This is a genomic window from Hyphomonas sp., from assembly GCF_041689225.1.
In the GTDB taxonomy this organism is placed as follows: domain Bacteria; phylum Pseudomonadota; class Alphaproteobacteria; order Caulobacterales; family Hyphomonadaceae; genus Hyphomonas.
In genome coordinates this window covers 1-16,933 of sequence record NZ_JBDNGN010000116.1, presented here as the reverse complement: position 1 = coordinate 16,933, position 16,933 = coordinate 1, and the positions used below count along the sequence as shown (strand labels likewise).

Annotated in this window: 19 protein-coding genes and 1 pseudogene; 6 read left to right on the top strand and 14 right to left on the bottom strand. The window is 63.5% G+C overall.

What is annotated here, in order from left to right:
* The first annotated feature begins 43 nt into the window (after positions 1-43).
* On the top strand, positions 44-1,612 hold the full coding sequence (locus tag ACESNB_RS11065) for a long-chain-fatty-acid--CoA ligase (protein ID WP_373007237.1): 1,569 nt from the start codon (positions 44-46) through the stop codon (positions 1,610-1,612).
* Between the two features lie 68 nt (positions 1,613-1,680).
* Here the strand turns inward: ACESNB_RS11065 and ACESNB_RS11060 are convergent, their stop codons facing one another.
* The 6 genes and pseudogenes from ACESNB_RS11060 to ACESNB_RS11035 form a co-directional block, all read right to left on the bottom strand.
* Positions 1,681-2,238: a CarD family transcriptional regulator gene (locus ACESNB_RS11060; RefSeq protein WP_373007235.1), complete on the bottom strand. Its 558-nt coding sequence runs from the start codon at positions 2,236-2,238 to the stop codon at positions 1,681-1,683.
* A gap of 248 nt (positions 2,239-2,486) precedes the next feature.
* A complete protein-coding gene (gene fdxA / locus ACESNB_RS11055) occupies positions 2,487-2,828 on the bottom strand; it encodes a ferredoxin FdxA (protein WP_373007233.1) in 342 nt (113 codons plus the stop codon).
* 97 nt (positions 2,829-2,925) lie between these two features.
* Positions 2,926-3,372 (bottom strand): TerB family tellurite resistance protein, encoded by a 447-nt coding sequence (locus ACESNB_RS11050; protein ID WP_373007231.1) that lies wholly within the window; start codon positions 3,370-3,372, stop codon positions 2,926-2,928.
* A complete protein-coding gene (locus tag ACESNB_RS11045; RefSeq protein ID WP_373007229.1) occupies positions 3,369-3,656 on the bottom strand; it encodes an RNA-binding S4 domain-containing protein in 288 nt (95 codons plus the stop codon). The genes ACESNB_RS11050 and ACESNB_RS11045 overlap by 4 nt, the downstream gene beginning before the upstream one ends.
* Positions 3,653-6,364: a helicase-related protein gene (locus ACESNB_RS11040; RefSeq protein WP_373007227.1), complete on the bottom strand. Its 2,712-nt coding sequence runs from the start codon at positions 6,362-6,364 to the stop codon at positions 3,653-3,655. Before ACESNB_RS11040 ends, ACESNB_RS11045 begins: the two co-directional genes overlap by 4 nt.
* 403 nt (positions 6,365-6,767) lie before the next feature.
* Positions 6,768-7,314, bottom strand: a pseudogene (locus ACESNB_RS11035) (DUF1993 family protein).
* A gap of 284 nt (positions 7,315-7,598) precedes the next feature.
* On the opposite strand from ACESNB_RS11035, the gene ACESNB_RS11030 reads away from it, so the two are divergent.
* Both ACESNB_RS11030 and ACESNB_RS11025 read left to right on the top strand, forming a co-directional pair.
* Positions 7,599-8,231: a hypothetical protein gene (locus tag ACESNB_RS11030; RefSeq protein ID WP_373007225.1), complete on the top strand. Its 633-nt coding sequence runs from the start codon at positions 7,599-7,601 to the stop codon at positions 8,229-8,231.
* A 5-nt stretch (positions 8,232-8,236) separates the two neighbouring features.
* Positions 8,237-8,545 (top strand): winged helix-turn-helix domain-containing protein, encoded by a 309-nt coding sequence (locus tag ACESNB_RS11025; RefSeq protein ID WP_373007223.1) that lies wholly within the window; start codon positions 8,237-8,239, stop codon positions 8,543-8,545.
* Positions 8,546-8,552: 7 nt separating this feature from the next.
* Here ACESNB_RS11025 and ACESNB_RS11020 read toward each other — a convergent pair whose 3' ends face one another.
* Positions 8,553-9,368 carry a UDP-2,3-diacylglucosamine diphosphatase gene (locus ACESNB_RS11020; protein ID WP_373007221.1) on the bottom strand — a complete coding sequence of 272 codons (816 nt, stop codon included), beginning with the start codon at positions 9,366-9,368 and terminating at the stop codon, positions 8,553-8,555.
* 187 nt (positions 9,369-9,555) lie between these two features.
* Between ACESNB_RS11020 and ACESNB_RS11015 the strand changes: the two genes are divergently transcribed.
* Positions 9,556-10,086: a YdeI family protein gene (locus ACESNB_RS11015; RefSeq protein ID WP_373007219.1), complete on the top strand. Its 531-nt coding sequence runs from the start codon at positions 9,556-9,558 to the stop codon at positions 10,084-10,086.
* Between the two features lie 9 nt (positions 10,087-10,095).
* On the opposite strand, the gene ACESNB_RS11010 is transcribed toward ACESNB_RS11015, so the two are convergent.
* The 7 genes from ACESNB_RS11010 to ftsE form a co-directional block, all read right to left on the bottom strand.
* Positions 10,096-10,659 (bottom strand): HNH endonuclease, encoded by a 564-nt coding sequence (locus ACESNB_RS11010; RefSeq protein ID WP_373007217.1) that lies wholly within the window; start codon positions 10,657-10,659, stop codon positions 10,096-10,098.
* A 140-nt stretch (positions 10,660-10,799) separates the two neighbouring features.
* Positions 10,800-11,441 carry a DNA-3-methyladenine glycosylase gene (locus ACESNB_RS11005; RefSeq protein WP_373007215.1) on the bottom strand — a complete coding sequence of 214 codons (642 nt, stop codon included), beginning with the start codon at positions 11,439-11,441 and terminating at the stop codon, positions 10,800-10,802.
* A complete protein-coding gene (locus tag ACESNB_RS11000; protein ID WP_373007213.1) occupies positions 11,438-12,484 on the bottom strand; it encodes a DUF2125 domain-containing protein in 1,047 nt (348 codons plus the stop codon). Before ACESNB_RS11000 ends, ACESNB_RS11005 begins: the two co-directional genes overlap by 4 nt.
* Positions 12,481-13,242, bottom strand: a complete 762-nt coding sequence (locus tag ACESNB_RS10995; protein ID WP_373007211.1) for a lysophospholipid acyltransferase family protein — start codon at positions 13,240-13,242, stop codon at positions 12,481-12,483. Before ACESNB_RS10995 ends, ACESNB_RS11000 begins: the two co-directional genes overlap by 4 nt.
* 20 nt (positions 13,243-13,262) lie before the next feature.
* Entirely contained in the window at positions 13,263-13,853 is a 591-nt protein-coding gene (locus tag ACESNB_RS10990; RefSeq protein WP_373007209.1) for a YdcF family protein, read from the bottom strand.
* Positions 13,850-14,719, bottom strand: coding sequence for a cell division protein FtsX (locus ACESNB_RS10985; RefSeq protein ID WP_373007207.1), 870 nt, complete (start codon positions 14,717-14,719; stop codon positions 13,850-13,852). The genes ACESNB_RS10990 and ACESNB_RS10985 overlap by 4 nt, the downstream gene beginning before the upstream one ends.
* Position 14,720: 1 nt before the next feature.
* The gene (gene ftsE / locus ACESNB_RS10980; protein WP_373007205.1) at positions 14,721-15,470 is read right to left on the bottom strand and encodes a cell division ATP-binding protein FtsE; all 750 of its coding nucleotides are present in this window, start codon (positions 15,468-15,470) and stop codon (positions 14,721-14,723) included.
* 63 nt (positions 15,471-15,533) lie between these two features.
* On the opposite strand from ftsE, the gene ACESNB_RS10975 reads away from it, so the two are divergent.
* Both ACESNB_RS10975 and ACESNB_RS10970 read left to right on the top strand, forming a co-directional pair.
* Entirely contained in the window at positions 15,534-16,271 is a 738-nt protein-coding gene (locus ACESNB_RS10975) for an MJ0042-type zinc finger domain-containing protein (protein WP_373007203.1), read from the top strand.
* Entirely contained in the window at positions 16,268-16,798 is a 531-nt protein-coding gene (locus ACESNB_RS10970) for a phosphoribosyltransferase (protein WP_373007201.1), read from the top strand. The genes ACESNB_RS10975 and ACESNB_RS10970 overlap by 4 nt, the downstream gene beginning before the upstream one ends.
* The last annotated feature ends 135 nt before the right edge of the window (positions 16,799-16,933 follow it).

Genomic DNA, 16,933 nt, shown 5'->3' with positions numbered 1-16,933 from the left:
AGCCTTAAGTTGATGGTAGAAACGAAAAATACCGGAGGACACCATGATTGACGTTCAGGCCATGCCTTTTATCGCTGATATTCCGCGCGTGCAGGCCGAACGGCGCGCCGGCGAAACGGCATTCTGGTTTGAAGGCCAGTCGACCAGTTTCGGCGAACTGGAGACGCGGTCAAACCAGGTTGCCAACGGCCTGATCGGTCATGGCGTCGAGCCCGGCGACCGGGTTGCCTATCTCGCCAAGAATACCGACGCCTATTACGAAATGCTGTTCGGCTGCGCCAAGGCACGGGCCGTGATGACCGGCGTCAACACCCGCCTCGCTGCGCCCGAGATCCAGTTCATCCTGGCCGACTCCAAGGCCAGGGTCCTGTTTGTCGGCAAGGAATTCTATTCCATCATCGACCAGATCCGGGGCGACCTGCCGGACCTGATGCGCGTCATCACGATCGACGGCGACCGTGAGGAATGGGATTATCATCCGAGTTGGCGCAATTCCAAGCCTGCGTCGGCGCCGGGTCTGACGTCCTTGCCCGATGACGATGTCATCCAGCTGTACACGTCAGGCACGACCGGCAAGCCCAAGGGCGTGCAGCTGACCAATGCCAATTACCATGCCTTCTTCCGCCAGGCCGCCATGCTCGACTGGTCGAGCTATGCCGCCGGCGAAGCCGTGATGAACGCGATGCCGTTGTTCCATGTCGCCGGGGTGAATGTCGGCGTCCTCGCCGCTGCGCAGGGGGCAAAGACCGTCGTGCTGCGCGAGATCGACCCGACCGCGATCCTGAAACTGATCCCGGAGCACAAAATTGCACATGCCTTCTGGGTGCCGGCCGTGATCATGATGCTGGTGCAGCACAAGGATGTAGGCGCGACAGATTTCTCCTCACTCAAGCTTGTCTCCTACGGCGCCTCGCCGATTGCCGAGAGCCTGCTGCTGGATGCCAAGCGGATCATGAATGCCGGGTTCAACCAGCTGTACGGCCTGACCGAAACCGTTGGCGCGGGCACCTATCTGCCGCCGCAGGCGCATGACCCGGCCTGGGGCAAGCTGCGCAGCTGTGGCGTGCCATGGCCGGGCGCCGTGGTGCGCTGCCTCGATGCTGCGGGCAATGTGGTGCCGACGGGCGAGGTCGGCGAGATAGCGATCAAGGCGGGCTTCGTGATGAAGGGCTACTGGAACCGGCCTGAGGCCACAGAAGAGGCGATACGTGGCGGATTCTTCTACACGGGCGATGCCGGCTATTTCGACGAGGACGGCTTTCTCTATATCCATGACCGGGTGAAGGACATGATCGTGTCCGGCGGCGAGAATGTCTACCCGGCCGAGGTCGAGAACGCCGTGTTCGGGCATCCGTGCGTGGCCGATGTCGCAGTGATCGGCGTGCCGGACGAGAAATGGGGCGAGTCGGTGAAGGCCATCGTCGTTCCGAAGCCCGGCGAGACTCCCACGGCTGACGACATCATCGCCTGGGCGAAGGAACGCATCGCCGGGTACAAATGCCCGAAAACGGTCGATTTCGTCGAGGTCCTGCCCCGCAATCCGTCAGGCAAGATCCTGCGCAAGGACCTGCGCGAGCCCTATTGGGCCGGGCAGACACGCCGGGTCGGTTGACATTCAAGCACAAAAAAAACCCCGCGCCTTTCGGTGCGGGGTTTTTCTGTTGTCTGAAGCAGTATTTGCTATGCGGCAGCCGCCGCTGCTGCTGCAGCGGCCGAAACCACTTTTTTCTTGGCGGCCAGGCCTTTTGCCAGCTTCTCCATGGCGGTTGCCTTGTCGATGCTCTCAACGGCAGCCAGCTCACGGGCCATCCGGTCGAGCGCGCTTTCATACAGCTGGCGCTCTGAATAGGACTGCTCTGGCTGGTCTTCGCCGCGGTGCAGGTCGCGAACGACTTCCGCAATGGAGATCAGGTCGCCGGAATTGATCTTGGCTTCGTATTCCTGAGCGCGGCGCGACCACATGGTGCGCTTGACCCGGGCGCGTCCACCGAGCGTTTTCAGCGCGTCTTCGACAAGCTTCGAGCCCGCAAGGGCGCGCATGCCCGAGGCTTCGGCGCGATTGGTCGGCACGCGCAGGATCATCTTGTCCTGGTCGAATGCGACGACATAAACTTCGAGTTCCATGCCAGCGACGGTCTGTTTTTCAACGCTGGTAATCTTTCCTACACCATGCGCAGGATATACGACGCTCTGACCAACTCCGAATGCGAGTGCTGCGGTGTCTGCTTTTTTAGCCATGAAGTTTATCGCCCTTTTCTACGCATTCAGAGCCAATCAGTCTTTGCCCAGTCCGTACATCACGGCCTGAGAGGAGACTTTTCAGCTCTGGTTCAATTATTGCTCAAGACGTAAGACTATCACAATCGTGCAGGTTTTACAACAGGGTACGGCATATTGGCCGGGCACGCGCGCCCAGTAAAATCAATGCGTTCGTTAACCTTTGGCGGTCCCTGCAATAGCCGTTGCAGGCGGCATTGAGCGCAGGCTCAGTCACCGGTGCCGGGCGCAGGATTGAAATATTTTTCCAACTTGCCCGTTTCCTGCGCAAATTTTTCGCGGTCCGCAGGCGGCTCTTTCAATCGGGTGATGTTCGGCCAGGTCTTGGCGAATTCGCTGTTCAGCTTCAGCCATTTGCCGTCCGGATCGTCCTCGGTGTCGGGCTTGATCGCCTCAACCGGGCATTCGGGCTCGCACACACCGCAATCAATGCACTCATCGGGGTCGATGACGAGCATGTTTTCGCCCTCGTAGAAGCAGTCCACCGGGCAGACTTCGACGCAATCCATATATTTGCAGCGGATGCAGGCATCGATGACGATATAGGTCATGATCGGGAGGGCCTCTTGAACGGGTGTGATGAACTCGAGATGGCCTTCGGGCGGCGGTGTGTCAATGAGACAAGCTGCGCCGTGCGTTTAGGACAGGTCAGGTCGTTCCGGCGATCCGGGCTTCGGCGCGCTGGCGCGCCCCGGCGCGGGACACGTCGTCGACATAGAGCAGCGAGGCGACGTGCCGGATATAGGCCTCTTCGATCGGGCTCTTCTCGCCATCCGACAGCGCGACGCGGTAGAGGCCTTCGATGATCGAGACACGCTCGGCCATGCCGAGTTTCTTGACGTGGCGGGTAAACTGGTAGGAATCGACCGCCTCCTCAGCCAGCGCTTCGCCCTCGGCGAGCACGGAATCGGCCTTGTCGGCGTCGAATCCGAAGGCCTCAAGCAGGATCTCGGCGATCATGTCGCTCTCGATATTGACGTAGACACCGTCAATCAGCGCGGCTTCGACCATCAGCGCTGCAGCGGCAACTTGCGGATCCATCGCCTTCAAAGCGGGTGTTTTGAGCGCAAAGAAGCGCTTAACCGAATTCATCATGGCTCAATTTCCAATAGGCGATACAGGTTCCGCGCTTCTTCTGCCGGACCGCGGCGTTCGCCGAGGTCGAGGATTTCCACGGTCCGTATATGCTCTCCCCGGCCGAAAGTCACAATGTCACCTACGGAAATCGTTACACCCGGCTTGTCGGTGCGGCGGGTCTGGCCGCTGCGGGAGATGCGGGCGCCTTTCCTCTTCAGGTGATCGGTGGCGAGGGTGCGGGTGCGAAAAAAGCGCGCCCGCCAGAGCCAGATATCCAGCCTGACAGCCTCCGGCTCGTTCACTGGAAAGGCGTGTACGCGAAGGCTGGAGTGGCCTTGCCCTCTCCCCCCTTCGGCTTGCGTTTGCGCCGGGGATTGTCCCGCGGCGGCGGGGTCGGCGGCAGGAGCGCTGCGAGGGCGGCAAAGGGGCTGTCAGGGTCTACCTTGCGGGCGGCAGGGGTGTGGCGAGGGCGTGGTGCGTCCGTGCGCGGCGGGCGCGAACCGCCGCCATTGACGCGGGGCGGACGCTCTCCCGGCTTGCCCTGTCGACCCTTGGGCCGATCCTCGCGCGGGGCGGCCGGACGCGCGTCAGGCCGCGAGCGGGCGGCATAGCGCCAGAGCAGGACGGCCTCGGTCTCCTTGTCCTTCTCGGCGGGTGCAAGGCCGAAGCCTTTCAGCACGGCGGGCCAGTCATCGGACGGGCAGGAGACGACAGAGGCGAGGTCGATCGAGATGGCGAAGGCGTTCTTGTCGGCATCCTTGCGGCGCTTGGCGATTTCCCAGCCCAAACGTTCGGCAAGATCGGCGCGCACGGCGCGGCGGCCGAAGCGGAGATAGCCATTGGCGGCGAGCGCCTCTTCCGGCCAGGTGCCATCGAGCGGGAAGGAACCGGCACCTTCCGGTGCAAGCGGGAAAGGCGAGCCGGCCTGTACGGCACGCAGGATGGCGATCATGCGCTGGGCCGCAGGTTTCTGGGCGTCAGGCGCATGGGCTGCAACCCGGCCAGCGCGCAGGCCGAGGGCTTTGAGGGATTCACGTTGTTCCGGTGTCAGACGGCCGCCGGGATCGTCCTGGCGCAGGTCGACGCTGGCGCCGCTTTCGAGAATGCGGAAGGCGAGGCCCCGGGCGAGGCCCTCGAGCGTGTCGCCGGCTTTCTCGTGGCGCAGTTTCCAGTGCGTCGACAGGATGCGGGTCATCTCGGCAGCAAGCCAGTCGGCAACTCGGGCGCGGGCCGAGTCGCGGTCTGATGGCTCGACTTCGGAGGCACCGACAAGGTCGACGCCGGGGCTCATCCAGTCCGGGCCCTTGGCAAGGCGGGCGATGACATTGCCGCCGAATTCCACGTCGCCTTCATCGTTCAGCTTGAACGCATCGGACGGCGCGCCGGCAATCTGGCCGAGGCGCTCGACCAGCATGGGGCGGATCGCGGCGAGCGCGGCACCGCGCACGGCCTTGCCTTCAAGCGTGCGGGTATCGAGCACAGGTTCGAAGGTGAGGCCCTTCAAGCGGCCGACGAGATGGCCTTCTACGGTCACGTCGCCATCCGGCGTCAGGTCAGTCACGAGGGCGTCTTCCTTCTTCAGGCTGGCCAAGAGGGCCGTCGTACGTCGATCCACAAACCGTGCGGTCAGGGCAGTGTGTAGCGCATCAGACAGGGAGTCTTCAATCTCGCGCGTTCGATCCTGCCACCTTGCGGGGTTTTCAAGCCAGTCAGGCCGGTGCGCCGCATAGGTCCATGTGCGGATATTGGCAAGCTGTTGCTGCAATTTGGCGATCCCGCCGCCGGCGCCGCTGAGGTCGTCCAGGCGTCGTTCGAGACCGGCATCGGAGAGGCGCGCGTCCGGATCGGCGAGCGTTTCGGCGAGGCCGAGCACGAGGCGGGCATGGCCTTCGGGGCCGGCCTTGCGGAAATCCGGCAGGCGGGCCAGATCCCACAGGCGGCGCACCTTGGCCTGTCCGGTCACGTTCGGGCCGATGGCGCTGTCCTCGCCCATGCGGCGCAGCACCCATTCATCCAGCGCGTTCGGATTGTGGATCAGGACCGGATTACCGGACGGGCGCTCAAGGCTGCGGATCAGGGATTTCAGCGAGGCATAGTCGAGCGCCGAATTGCGCCACTGGATATGATCGACCGGATCGAACCGGTGCTGTTCGATCCGTTTCCAGACTTCTTCCTCGAAAGGCGGGCAGTCGCTGGTCTCGCCAAATTCGCCATCGGTGCGGAAGCGCCCTGCCCGGCCTGCAATCTGGCCGCACTCGGCGGGTGTCAGCGCGCGGTGGCGGCGCCCGTCAAACTTGGTGCGCGAGGCGAAGACGACGCGGTCGACATCGAGATTGAGGCCCATGCCGATGGCGTCCGTGGCGACGATGTAATCGACCTCGCCGGACTGGTACATGGCGACCTGCGCGTTGCGCGTGCGCGGACTGAGCGCGCCCATGACGACGGCAGCGCCGCCCTTCTGCCGACGGAGCAATTCGGCTATCGCGTAGACCTCTTCCGAACTGAAGGCGACGATGGCGGTGCGCTTGAGCAGCTTTGTGATCTTGGTCTTGCCGGTATAGCGCAGCTCGGAGAAACGTTCGCGCGTGTCGGTCTCTATGCCGAGATTCAACGTGCGCAGAAGCGGGCGCATCGTGTCGGCGCCGAGCAGCAGCGTTTCGGATGTCCCGCGCATGTGGAGGATGCGATCGGTGAAGACATGGCCGCGGTCTTCGTCCTCAGCGAGCTGGACTTCGTCGATGGCGACGAAGTCTGCGCGCACGTCGACCGGCATGGATTCCACGGTGCAGATGAAATAGCGCGCGTTCGGCGGGATGATGCGTTCCTCGCCAGTGATCAGCGCGGCATGGGACGCGCCCTTGGCGGCGACAACGCGGTCATAGACCTCGCGCGCGAGCAGGCGCAGCGGCAGGCCGATCATGCCGGTGCCGTGGCCCATCATGCGCTCGATGGCGTAATGCGTCTTGCCGGTATTGGTGGGGCCGAGAATGGCCTTCAGGGAGGAAGTCATCGGGCGCAGGTGATAGGGATGGGAGGGGGTGTCAAGCGGGAGTGGCGGATAGACCCCCCTCCGTCTGGCCGCTGCGCGTCCAGCCACCTCCCCCGCAGGCGGGGGAGGACAAAGGGGGACGGTCGTCTGACGGAGGGGGGGCGAAGGTGTTGAGGCCTAAGCCAGTTCCAGTTCGCTCACAGGCTCTGCCTTCGCCACCGGCTCCGGCGGATGCACCGTGTCGGGGCGGCAGTCGAGGCGTTTCCAGCTTCCGTCGTATTGCTCAATGAGGGCGCTCCCCTCTCCCCTTGGGGAGAGGGGAAGGGGTGAGGGGGCATGGCGGCGCGGCTGGAGATCAGATTTTCGACAGGATAATCCGCACTCCTTCACCCCCAACCCCCTCTCCCTCGAGGGAGAGGGGGCTTCAAGGTTTTCGCAGATAGGCGAACATGTGCTGGACGTAGTCGGCCTTGCCGAGTTCGACACCCTGGTTTCGCAGGATCGCGTAGGTCGTCATGATGTGGAAGTAGAATTGCGACAGCGCCCAGTCGCGGGCGTAGCCGTAGCCGTCCAGATCAAAGGCGATGCCCACGGGAAGCTCCAGCGCGAGGGGGCGCCCAGCGCGATTGTCCAGCGCATCGGGTGCCAAGCCGTCAAGGAAGGCGAGCGCCTCGTCGATGCGGGTCAGCGCCGCAGCCATCGTGCCGGGTCGCTCGCCGCCATTGCGCCCTTCGTCGAGCAGCGCCTCAAGCGCGGGGGGGCAAGGGTTCATGGCGCAGGCGGTAACCGCCTTCGTAGGCTAGCACACAGGCGAAGCGAATTTGGGTCGACAGCGGAAACATGTCCGGCGCGAGCCGGGCGGCCATCAGCGCGTCGGCGTTTGGCACCTGTGCCTCTGGCTTGCGAAGCCAGACGGCGAGCGCCTGCAGCATCTGCCGGTAGGTGGGTATCAACAGCCCGGTGAGCGTCATGGGAATCCTCTCGAAGACTTTGGCTTCAGCATGGCGTGTATCATTGCGTAATGCCCGGCGCGCCTGCGCCGATCAACATCTTCCAATGGCGACCCGCCGGAAACGGACTGGACCCCGGTGGAGCGCGGTTCGGCTGTCCACACGGCGCGGGCATCCGATGGCATCGACCTACGCACAAAGCTGAATATAAACTTGTTTGCATTGTAAACCACCTGCTTGATGGGCACTCCTCAATCCTGGGACACAGCGGACGCACACACAGACGACACGGCAAAGGAACCGAGATGACAAATCAACCGAGACAAGCGGAAGACGACCTCGCCTTCATGAAGGCGCTGATGCACGATCAGGGCTCCGACACTGGTAGCTTTGGCATCATCTACATGTCCGCAGGCGCGCTCTATGGCCTGCAATGCCTCCTCAACAGCGCCCTCCTCAGCGGCACGATCGCGGTTGCCGACTTCGCCTGGATGCTGATCGGCATCGTGCCGACGGCCCTGTTCATGGCCGTGATCTTCTATCAAGGCTGGCGGAAGCGCATCAGATCTGCCGGCGCAGGCACGACCAGCCGCGCCGTGAAGGCCGCGTTCACCGAGGCCGGCATCGCCACCATTGTCATGGCGCTCGTCTTCGGCTGGGTCGCCTACCAGCGGCAGAACTGGTCAATCTGGTTCCTCTACCCGGTCGTCGTCTGCGCGCTGCAGGGCGCGATCTGGTTCACGGTTGTCACGCTGCGGCGCCGGACGTGGCAGGGCGCGACGGCCATCGGCTGGTTTGCGGCCGCTGCCTGCCTGGGCCTGCTGATCGACCAGACGCAGACCTATCTACTGGCACTCGGCGTGGCCCTGATCATCTGCATGGCGCTGCCCGGATACATCATGATCCGATCGCCCGCGCAGACCCGGGCAACGGCGTAACCTCCATGTCGGACAGTGGTATCGAAAAAATCAGCGAGATCATCCATGGCCGGCTGCGGCTGGGTGTCATGGCCTATCTCGCCAATGCGGAGGCGGCCTCGCTCACCGAGCTCAAGGCCGTCCTCGACGTCACCCAGGGAAACCTCTCGATCCAGATGCGCAAGCTCGAGGACGCCGGCTACATTGCCATCGACAAGGCCATCGTGGGGCGCAAGTCGCTCACCACGGTCAGGATCACCCCGGAAGGCCGCGCGGCGTTTGTGGCCTATCTCGAAGCCCTCTCAGGCGTGCTCGGCGGCCAACTGAAGACGTGACGGCGGGCTAAGCCAGTTCGAGCTCGCCGACCGGCGCGGCCGTCACCACGGGCTCCGAGGTGCGCACCGCGTCGGGGCGGCAGTCGAGGAGTTCCCAAGTCCCGTCATGGTGTTCGACGAGGGCGGTGCAGCTTTCAACCCAGTCGCCGTCATTCATGTATTTGATGCCGTCAATGTCGCGCATCTCGGCGACATGGATGTGGCCACATATGGCACCGTGGAAATCCTTGCGGTGGCAATAGGCGGCGACGTGGTCTTCGAAATTGTGGATATAATTGAGGGCACGCTTGGTGCGCTTTTTCAGGGCCGCCGACAGCGACCAGTAAGGCAGACCGAACAGGCGGCGCGCGCTGTTCAGGTTGGTATTGACCCAGAGCAGGCCATTATAGGCGTGATCGCCAAGGTGCATGATCCATTTGCGGTCGGCGCGCATCATGCCGTCGAACATGTCGCCATGCACGACGAGGTAGCGCTTGCCGTCCGCCCCCAGATGGACCGCGCGGTTGCGCACATGGATGTCGCCGAAGCTGACGCGGAAATGCATGAAGGCTCGCAGGAACTCGTCATGGTTGCCGATGATATAGGTAACATCCGTGCCGCGCTTGGCAGCCGTCAGGATACGGCGGATGACGTTTGTGTGGGCCTGCGGCCAGTACCATTTCTTCTTGAGGCGCCAGCCATCGATGATGTCGCCGACAAGGTAGAGCTGCTCGCTCGTATTGGCCTTGAGGAAGGTGCACAGGGATTCGGCCTGGCTGCCGCGCGAGCCCAGATGGACGTCGGAGATGAAGATCGCGCGATATTTTGGCCGGGCATGTGTCATCACGTTCGCCCCATACGCGCATTTGAAAAGGCTTTTATGACAGATTGCCTGCAGATTTATGACAGGCGCAGTGACGCTGGACAGGCAACCGGGCCTGCGCAAAAATCGTGGGCGACAGGCGGCATGCGAGGCAGGCGATGAGCAAGGAGAACCCGAAGGTCGAAGCGTTCTTCGCGAAACCAGGCCCGTGGCAGTTGGCGCGCTGCGGGAGATACTGCTCGCGTGCCCTGTGACGGAGACGTTCAAGTGGCGCTCGCCCGTCTATACGGCAGGCGGCGGCAATGTGGCGACCGCCTGGGGTCTCAAGGCAAATTGCGCCTTGTCATTCTTCAAGGGCGTGCTGCTGAAGGACCCCGAGGGAATTCTTGTGGCACCGGGGGCGAATTCGCGCTCGGTGCGGATGATGAAGTTCACCAGCGTCGCGGATATAGGGCGAATGGAGCCGACCCTGACGGCCTATGTATGCGAGGCCGTGGAGGTGGAAAAAGCCGGCCTGAAGGTGGACTTCGCGAAGGACGATCTGGTGTGTCCAGAGGAATTGATCGACACACTGGACGCCGATGCAGACCTGAGAGACGCGTTCGAAGCGCCGACGCCCGGCCGTCAGCGCGGATGGGTTCTGCACGTCTCCCAGCCAAAGCAGGCGGCAACGCGCGTGTCGCGGATCGCGAAGGCAAGCCCGCGCATCCTCGACGGCAAGGGCATGCACGACCGGTAAGCCCGGCGCTTACGTCTCCAGTTCCACATCCCAGTAGAGATAGTCCATCCACGTATCGTGGAGGTGGTGGGGCGGGAATTTGCGGCCGATGGCCTGCAGCTGGTAATTGTTCGGGCGGATCGGCTTGTGCTGCAATTGCACGTCACAATCGCGCAGCATCTTGCCGCCCTTGCGCAAATTGCACGGGCTGCAGGCGGCGACGATGTTTTCCCATGTCGTACGCCCGCCCTTCGAGCGCGGGATGACGTGATCGAAGGTGAGGTTCTCGTGCGTGCCGCAATAGGCGCACTGGAAACCGTCACGCAGGAAGACGTTGAAGCGGGTGAAGGCCGGGGGGCGGTCCTGGCGCACGAAGTCGCGCAGGGCGATGACGGAGGGCAGGCGGAATTCCGTGCTCGGAGAGCGCACGACATAATCGTATTCTGCAACGATATCGACCCGGTCAAGAAAGACGGCTTTCACCACTTCCTGCCACGGCCACAGTGACAACGGATAATACGAGAGCGGCCTGAAATCAGCGTTCAGAACAAGGGCAGGCCGTCCATTGGGCGGCGCAGTAATGATCTCAGCCATGGTGACCCCCATGCGGCACGAGAAGACTTGTAACCTGTTTGAACCCGCTGAAGGCAGCACTCCTTTGCACGCTCGCCCGTCTGTTAGGCGATTCTGATCATGAGATTATGACAGTCAGGACCGATTGCAACTCTTGAGGCTCAGGTCGTACCGGGCGCGGCGTCGCCCCGGTGGCTGTGCAGCCATGCCCAGAGCAGGTGGGCAGCCACGCCCCGATTGGGGCGCCAGGCCTCCGCGTGCTGCGTGAACGCCTTGATATCCATACGGGTTTCATGGGCGGCAAGCAGCCTGTGCGCCTCCATCAGCCCGACATCGCCCACCGGGAACGCGTCCATCGCGCCGGTCGCGTAAAGCAGGAACAATTCTGCGGTCCAGGGGCCGATCCCCTTCACCGCGATGAGTTCCCGACGCGCGTCGTCCAGTGGCGCAGTGCAGACGCGCGGCAGGCTGAGCGTGCCGGTGACGAGCGATTCCGCGATGGATGTTAGGTGGCCGACCTTGGGGCGCGACTGGCCGCAGGCACGCAAAGCATCCGGATCGGCGGCGAGCACCGCTTCGGGCGCAACCTCGCCCAGCAACGCCTCGGTGCGGGCCCATATGGCGGCGGCTGCGCCGAGGGAAATCTGCTGGTGCGTGATCATGCGGGCGAGCATGGCATAAGTCGGCTCGCCCGCGCGCCAGACCGGCAGGCCGGTGACATCATAGGCAATGGCAAGGGCTGGATCGGCGCGGGAAAGCGTCTCGCAGGCGGCTTCGAGCCGGGCCTGCGACGGGGCTGTCACAGGGCCGGACCGGGAAGCTGGCCCACCACGACGGTGCCGACCATGACCTGGTTGTCTTTCAGCGTGAACATCAGGAAGCCGCCATTCACCGAGGCGATTTCAAGCGTCGCCACGGTCGCCTGTTCCTGCAGGCGCCAGTTGCCTGTGGCCTTGAGCGCCTCCTTGAGGCCTTCGGGATCGTCGATGCGCACACCGAACGATCCGTTAGCGAGACCGTTTTCGATCGCGATCGTGCCCTTGGCGCCGAATTTGAGGGGGCCCCAGTTGAGGAGCGCCTGCCCGAGTTCCACGCCGCCGCCTGTTTCGAGGAGCGAGTCATAGAGGCGTTCCGGATTGCCGCCGCTGCGGATCCAAGCCGGATAGAAATTGTCCACTTCCGCAATCAGGCGGCTTTCCTGGAGTTCGGTGCCAAGCCACGGCGCTGCGATCGGGGCGGCATCGAGCGTCAGCGCCTCCCATTGCAGGGCCACGAGCAGGTCGTCGGCGGCTTCCGGACGCGGGGCGAGATTCAGCGAGAAGTCCTTCGCCGTGTAGATATGGCCGTCGATCAGGGCCGATGCATCATGGAGTTCAATCGCGGCGCGGTGCACGCCCGCTTCGGTCCAGGACAGGCTGCCGACGGATTTGCGGTCAAGATCGAACGTGTGGCGGATGCCGAGCCGGTCGGTCAGCACGCTGTGGCCGGGCGCGCGGCCGATAATATGGTGCCAGTTCCACGGCTGCATCACGACCTGGAGGCGTTCGCCTTGCCAGCTGGCCATGTTGGGCGGCTGGTAGTGCGGGGCGACGACGTCGAGTTCGAAGCGGAACGGATAGCCGCCGATCTTGCGCGACTCATATTCGACGACTGCGCCGCCGGCACGTTGCTCGGCGACCCATTTGTCGACACCCAGCCCGATCTCGGCGCGGGCATAGATCCAGTAAGCCGAATAGGCGCCGACCAGGGCGACCAGAAGCAGGAAGGGGAAGAACAGCCAGAAGCGGGAGCGCCGGCGCTCGGCCAGCGGCTTTACAAGGCCCGAATTGTTCCAATAATTGCTCATATGCTCTGTGGTTCCTGTGCGGCTTGGATCCGGCCCTGGACGGCGAGACCCTCCTTGAGAAGGGCATCAACCGCTGTTTCCATCTCGCTTTCAAGGCGCTTCATCATCTCTTTGCGGTCCAGGCCCGCCGGGATGGGTGGCAGGATTTCATAGACGATACGGCCCGGCCGGCGCAGCGTTCCGTGAGCGGGCCAGCACAGGCCCGCATTGGTCGCGACCGGCACGATGGGCACGTCCAGCGCCTTGTAGAGCGCAACGACTCCGGCGGCATGGTATTGGGGCGCATCGCCCGGCGTCTTGCGCGTGCCCTCCGGAAAGATGACGATCTGCCGGCCAATGGCGGCGCGATCTTTCGCTGCCGAAACCATGCGGCGCAGCGTCCTGGTGGTCCCGGCCCGGTCGATCGGGATCATGTCGCTTTTCAGCGCATACCAGCCGAGGAACGGATACCAGAGCAGTTCGCGCTTCATGACGATGGCAGGATCCGGTGTCACGACGAAGGGCACGAAAATGTCGAACATGCACTGGTGCTTGCCGACATAGAGGAAGGGGCCGTCAGGCAGGTGTTCGAGGCCGCGGATTTCGGTCTCCATGCCCGCGATGACCCGCATGCCCCAGCGCAGCGCACCGGCATAGGTCTTGATTCCCCACATGATGAACCGGCGCGGCAGGACCAGCCCGATCACGAAGACCGAGCCCATCAGGGCCATCGTGCCATAGAGGTAGGCAACAAACAGGAGGGAGCGAAGCTGCATCATCGGCCAGCACGTTTAGCCGCTCAACCGAGGGCCGTCACCCGCCACTTTGCCCATTCTGTCAGCACGCCGCGAAACGATTTGGAATCGCCCAGCACCGCCGAGGGATCGACCACCGTCCGGACCGGATAGGGCTGGAGCGTGATATCGGGCATGGCACGCTGCAACAGCAGCAGGCTGCGCGCCATATGATAGTCGGATGTGACGATGATCAGGTGCGTATAGCCGCGTTCATAGGCCCAGGCAGCGGTCTCTTCGGCGTTGCCGATCGTGGTTTCGGCGCGGTAGCCGATATCGACGCAGCAGGCATAGATATCCGGCGAGCCGCCTGCGAGGGCAATCAGGTCGTCCATGTCCACGTCCGGATTGACGCCGGAAATCAGCAGTCTCTGCCCGCGCCCGGCCGACATGAGATCGATGCCAGCGGCAATGCGCAGCCCCGAACCGCCCGTCAGGGCCACGATTGCGTCCGCCTGACGCGCCGTCGCCGGGACCGATTCGGATGCGCGGCGCGCAAACATCAGGAAATCGAACGCCACAAGGGCGAGCACGACCAGAACCACCGCCGGGAAAAAGCCGAAGCCGCGACGCGAGAGGGAGCGATCAGGCTTCACATCATGCCTTTCAGCGCCCGGATCACCGTCATCCGGGCCGCGAGACGCGCTGCGAAGCCGGCGATGACAGGTGTGACGACAAGGATGACGAGATCGAGGAAGTCGAGGCTGAGTTCGGGCAGGAGGCCCGCGCGGGACCCATGGACCTGCACGGTGAAGATCATCAGCGCGGCTGCACCAAGCGCCATCAGCGCACCAACTGCACCGGCCCGCAGGCCGAGGACCCAGAAACGCCGCTCGAACAGGCCTGCAATGAACCGGTCACGGGCCCCGGCCAGGTGGAGGACGTCAACAATGTCGCGCCGGGCCAGAAGCGCCGCATGGGTGGCAAAGGCGATCACCGCAACAGCCGTCGATGCCAGCAGGGCAACGGCGATCAGCGCCGTCAGGCGCGCCACCCCGAGGACACGGCGCACATCGCCGGCCCAGTCAGCATGTTCGTCCACGGCGCTGGCAATGCCGGCTTCCGAGAGATTGCGGGCAATGGTCAGCCCCATGTCGGGCACGGCCGGATCGGCCTCGACCGCGACCAACTGTGGCAATGGCAGGCTGTCGGGCAGGCCACGGCTGCCGAAATTCGGTTCGAGCAGGGCATCGATTTCCTCCTTGGACAGGACACGGGCCGTGCGGACGCCTTGCGTTTGCTCGATGATCTTGCGCGCTTCGTCGGCGCCGCGCCGGTCGACATCCGGCAGGCTGACCGTGAGTTCGCCCTGCACTTCGGCTGTCCAGCTCTTGGCGGCGCCATAGGTCGACTTGGCCGACAGCGCAGCGAGCGCGGCCAGGAAGCAGAGCGCCCCGACGACGAAGAACAGGGCGGCTTCGCGAACATCCTCGACCGGAAGAAGTGGTGTTTCCTTTGCCATCCTAACCCTCCAGGCCCGGATCCGTGCGCCGCCGGGCCGCTTCGCCGCCAAACTCCACATCCTGCACCAGGAGACGATTGGTGAGCCGGTAGACCGGCGCTTCGACCTGGCGCACCAGGCCAAGGTCGTGCGTGGCGATGATCACGGTCGTCCCACGCCGCTTGTTGAGCTCGAGGAAGAGGCGCATCAGCCGCGTGCCCATTTCCGGATCGACGTTGCCGGTTGGCTCGTCCGCAATGAGGATATCGGGCTGCGTCACGACGGCGCGGGCGATGGCAACACGCTGCTGTTCACCGCCCGACAGCGTCGGCGGCTTGGCATGAAGGCGCTGGCCGAGGCCCACCCAGGCGAGCAATTCCTCGACATCGGCGCGGTAATCGGACTCGCGGCGGCCCAACACCCGCAGCGGCAGCGCCACATTCTCGTAGGCCGACAGGTGTTCGAGCAGCCGGAACTCCTGGAAAACCACGCCCACCCTGCGGCGCAGGGCCGAGAGCTGGTCTCGCGTCAGATTGCTGGTGGGGCGGCCGAACAGGCTGACTTCGCCCCGGCTTGGCTTCAGCGCCAGGTAGAGGAGTTTCAGCAGACTTGTCTTGCCAGCGCCCGACGCACCCGTCAGGAAGCTGAACGAGCCGGGTTTCAGGACAAGATCAATATCGCTAAGTATGTCCTCTGAGGTATCATAGCGGAGCGATACCGAATCGAGGCGAACGGCGACGTCGTCAAAGAGGTCGTGTCGTGGATACGTCATGGGCTCCTGCCTGGCAGCTCAGGCTATTGATTCAATGGGGCGAATTGCGGGAAAGACCAAGTCATGATCCTCACCTGTCCCTCATGTGAGACCCAGTATTTCGCCGATGACTCAACAATCGGTGAAAGCGGGCGAACTGTGAAGTGCGCAACCTGCGGACATAGCTGGTTCGTGCGGCCTGAAGGCGTGGCCGGGCATGAGCACGCCGCGGCACCCGCAGCCCATGAAGTCTACCGTGAACGCGTGCGCGAACAGCGCCGACGCAAGAGCCGGTTCGCCGCGCTGGTCTCGTGGATCGTTACCGCTGCCGTCTTCTTTACGCTGGGCCTGGCCGCGATCATCTTCCGCAACGATGTTGTGAAATTCTGGCCGGAATCGGCCACGGCCTACAAACGGGCCGGTTTTTCCGTCAACCGGTTCGGCCTCGAGTTCGGGAATATCGAGCGCAGCCGCACCTTCAATGACACGATCCCCGTCGTCACAGTGTCGGGCAAGGCCGTGAACGTCGCCCGCAGCACCGTCGAAACGCCCGCCGTGCGCGTCAGCCTGATGGACGAGCGCGGCAAGCAGGTCGCACAGAAATTCGGGACCATCACGCCCGGCGAACTCGACGCAGGCGACACCGGGACGTTCAAGATCGTGCTTGAGCAGGCACCGATGGAAAGTTTCGAGATCGAACTGTCCTTCGTCGACCGCGACAATGTTCCGCGAGAGCCGGAACCCGAAGCCGGGACGGAGACTGTAACCGACGAGCCAGCGCCGGAAACGGCCGGGTCCGAGACTGAAAGCCCGATTGAATGACAGACATGCCGAAGATCGAAGTCCTCGTCACCGAGAAAGAACTGATGGCGCGTATCGATACGCTGGCCGACGCACTTGTGCCGCGCCTGCCGGGCGACTGGACGGCGGTGTCGATCCTGATCGGCGCGACACCGTTCACCTCCGACCTGATGAAAGCGCTGGCCCGGCGTGGCGTGCATCCGATCCTCGATGTGATCTGGCTCGAAAGCTACCGCGATGCCCGAGAGAGTTCCGGCCGCGTCGTGGTGCGGGCCGATCTTGGCCGGTCAGTCGAGGGACGCGGCGTCCTGTTGCTGGACGATGTCTACGACACCGGGCGCACGCTCGCCTTTGCCAAGAACCACTTGTTGTCCAAGGGCGCACGCGAAGTTGTCACCTGCGCGCTGACGCAGAAGCCCTGGGCGCCCCGAGGGGAAGATGGCGTCGATTTCTGCGCCTTCGATTCCCCGGGCCGCTACCTTGTCGGCTATGGCATGGACGATGCGGGCAAGTATCGCGGCCTGCCCTATATCGGCGCGCTGGACTAGAGCGGTTCTGTCTTTGACAGAATCGGACGGATTCCCAGACACTTCGAACTCTGATTCAGTTTCCGGACTGGAAGAGGAGGTTTATCACCATGGGCAAGTACTATTCCGTTGATCTTCGCGAACGTGCCGTGGCGG

Excerpts from the sequence above, each read along its gene's own strand:
- ACESNB_RS11020 (WP_373007221.1), bottom strand. The coding sequence starts at position 9,368 with ATGACACATGCCCGGCCAAAATATCGCGCGATCTTCATCTCCGACGTC.
- ACESNB_RS10985 (WP_373007207.1), bottom strand. The coding sequence starts at position 14,719 with ATGGCAAAGGAAACACCACTTCTTCCGGTCGAGGATGTTCGCGAAGCC.
- fdxA (WP_373007233.1), bottom strand. The coding sequence starts at position 2,828 with ATGACCTATATCGTCATCGATGCCTGCATCCGCTGCAAATATATGGAT.
- ACESNB_RS10975 (WP_373007203.1), top strand. The coding sequence starts at position 15,534 with ATGATCCTCACCTGTCCCTCATGTGAGACCCAGTATTTCGCCGATGAC.
- ftsE (WP_373007205.1), bottom strand. The coding sequence starts at position 15,470 with ATGACGTATCCACGACACGACCTCTTTGACGACGTCGCCGTTCGCCTC.
- ACESNB_RS11010 (WP_373007217.1), bottom strand. The coding sequence starts at position 10,659 with ATGGCTGAGATCATTACTGCGCCGCCCAATGGACGGCCTGCCCTTGTT.
- ACESNB_RS11030 (WP_373007225.1), top strand. The coding sequence starts at position 7,599 with ATGACAAATCAACCGAGACAAGCGGAAGACGACCTCGCCTTCATGAAG.
- ACESNB_RS11065 (WP_373007237.1), top strand. The coding sequence starts at position 44 with ATGATTGACGTTCAGGCCATGCCTTTTATCGCTGATATTCCGCGCGTG.
- ACESNB_RS11040 (WP_373007227.1), bottom strand. The coding sequence starts at position 6,364 with ATGACTTCCTCCCTGAAGGCCATTCTCGGCCCCACCAATACCGGCAAG.
- ACESNB_RS10970 (WP_373007201.1), top strand. The coding sequence starts at position 16,268 with ATGACAGACATGCCGAAGATCGAAGTCCTCGTCACCGAGAAAGAACTG.
- ACESNB_RS10995 (WP_373007211.1), bottom strand. The coding sequence starts at position 13,242 with ATGATGCAGCTTCGCTCCCTCCTGTTTGTTGCCTACCTCTATGGCACG.
- ACESNB_RS11025 (WP_373007223.1), top strand. The coding sequence starts at position 8,237 with ATGTCGGACAGTGGTATCGAAAAAATCAGCGAGATCATCCATGGCCGG.
- ACESNB_RS11060 (WP_373007235.1), bottom strand. The coding sequence starts at position 2,238 with ATGGCTAAAAAAGCAGACACCGCAGCACTCGCATTCGGAGTTGGTCAG.
- ACESNB_RS11050 (WP_373007231.1), bottom strand. The coding sequence starts at position 3,372 with ATGATGAATTCGGTTAAGCGCTTCTTTGCGCTCAAAACACCCGCTTTG.
- ACESNB_RS11000 (WP_373007213.1), bottom strand. The coding sequence starts at position 12,484 with ATGAGCAATTATTGGAACAATTCGGGCCTTGTAAAGCCGCTGGCCGAG.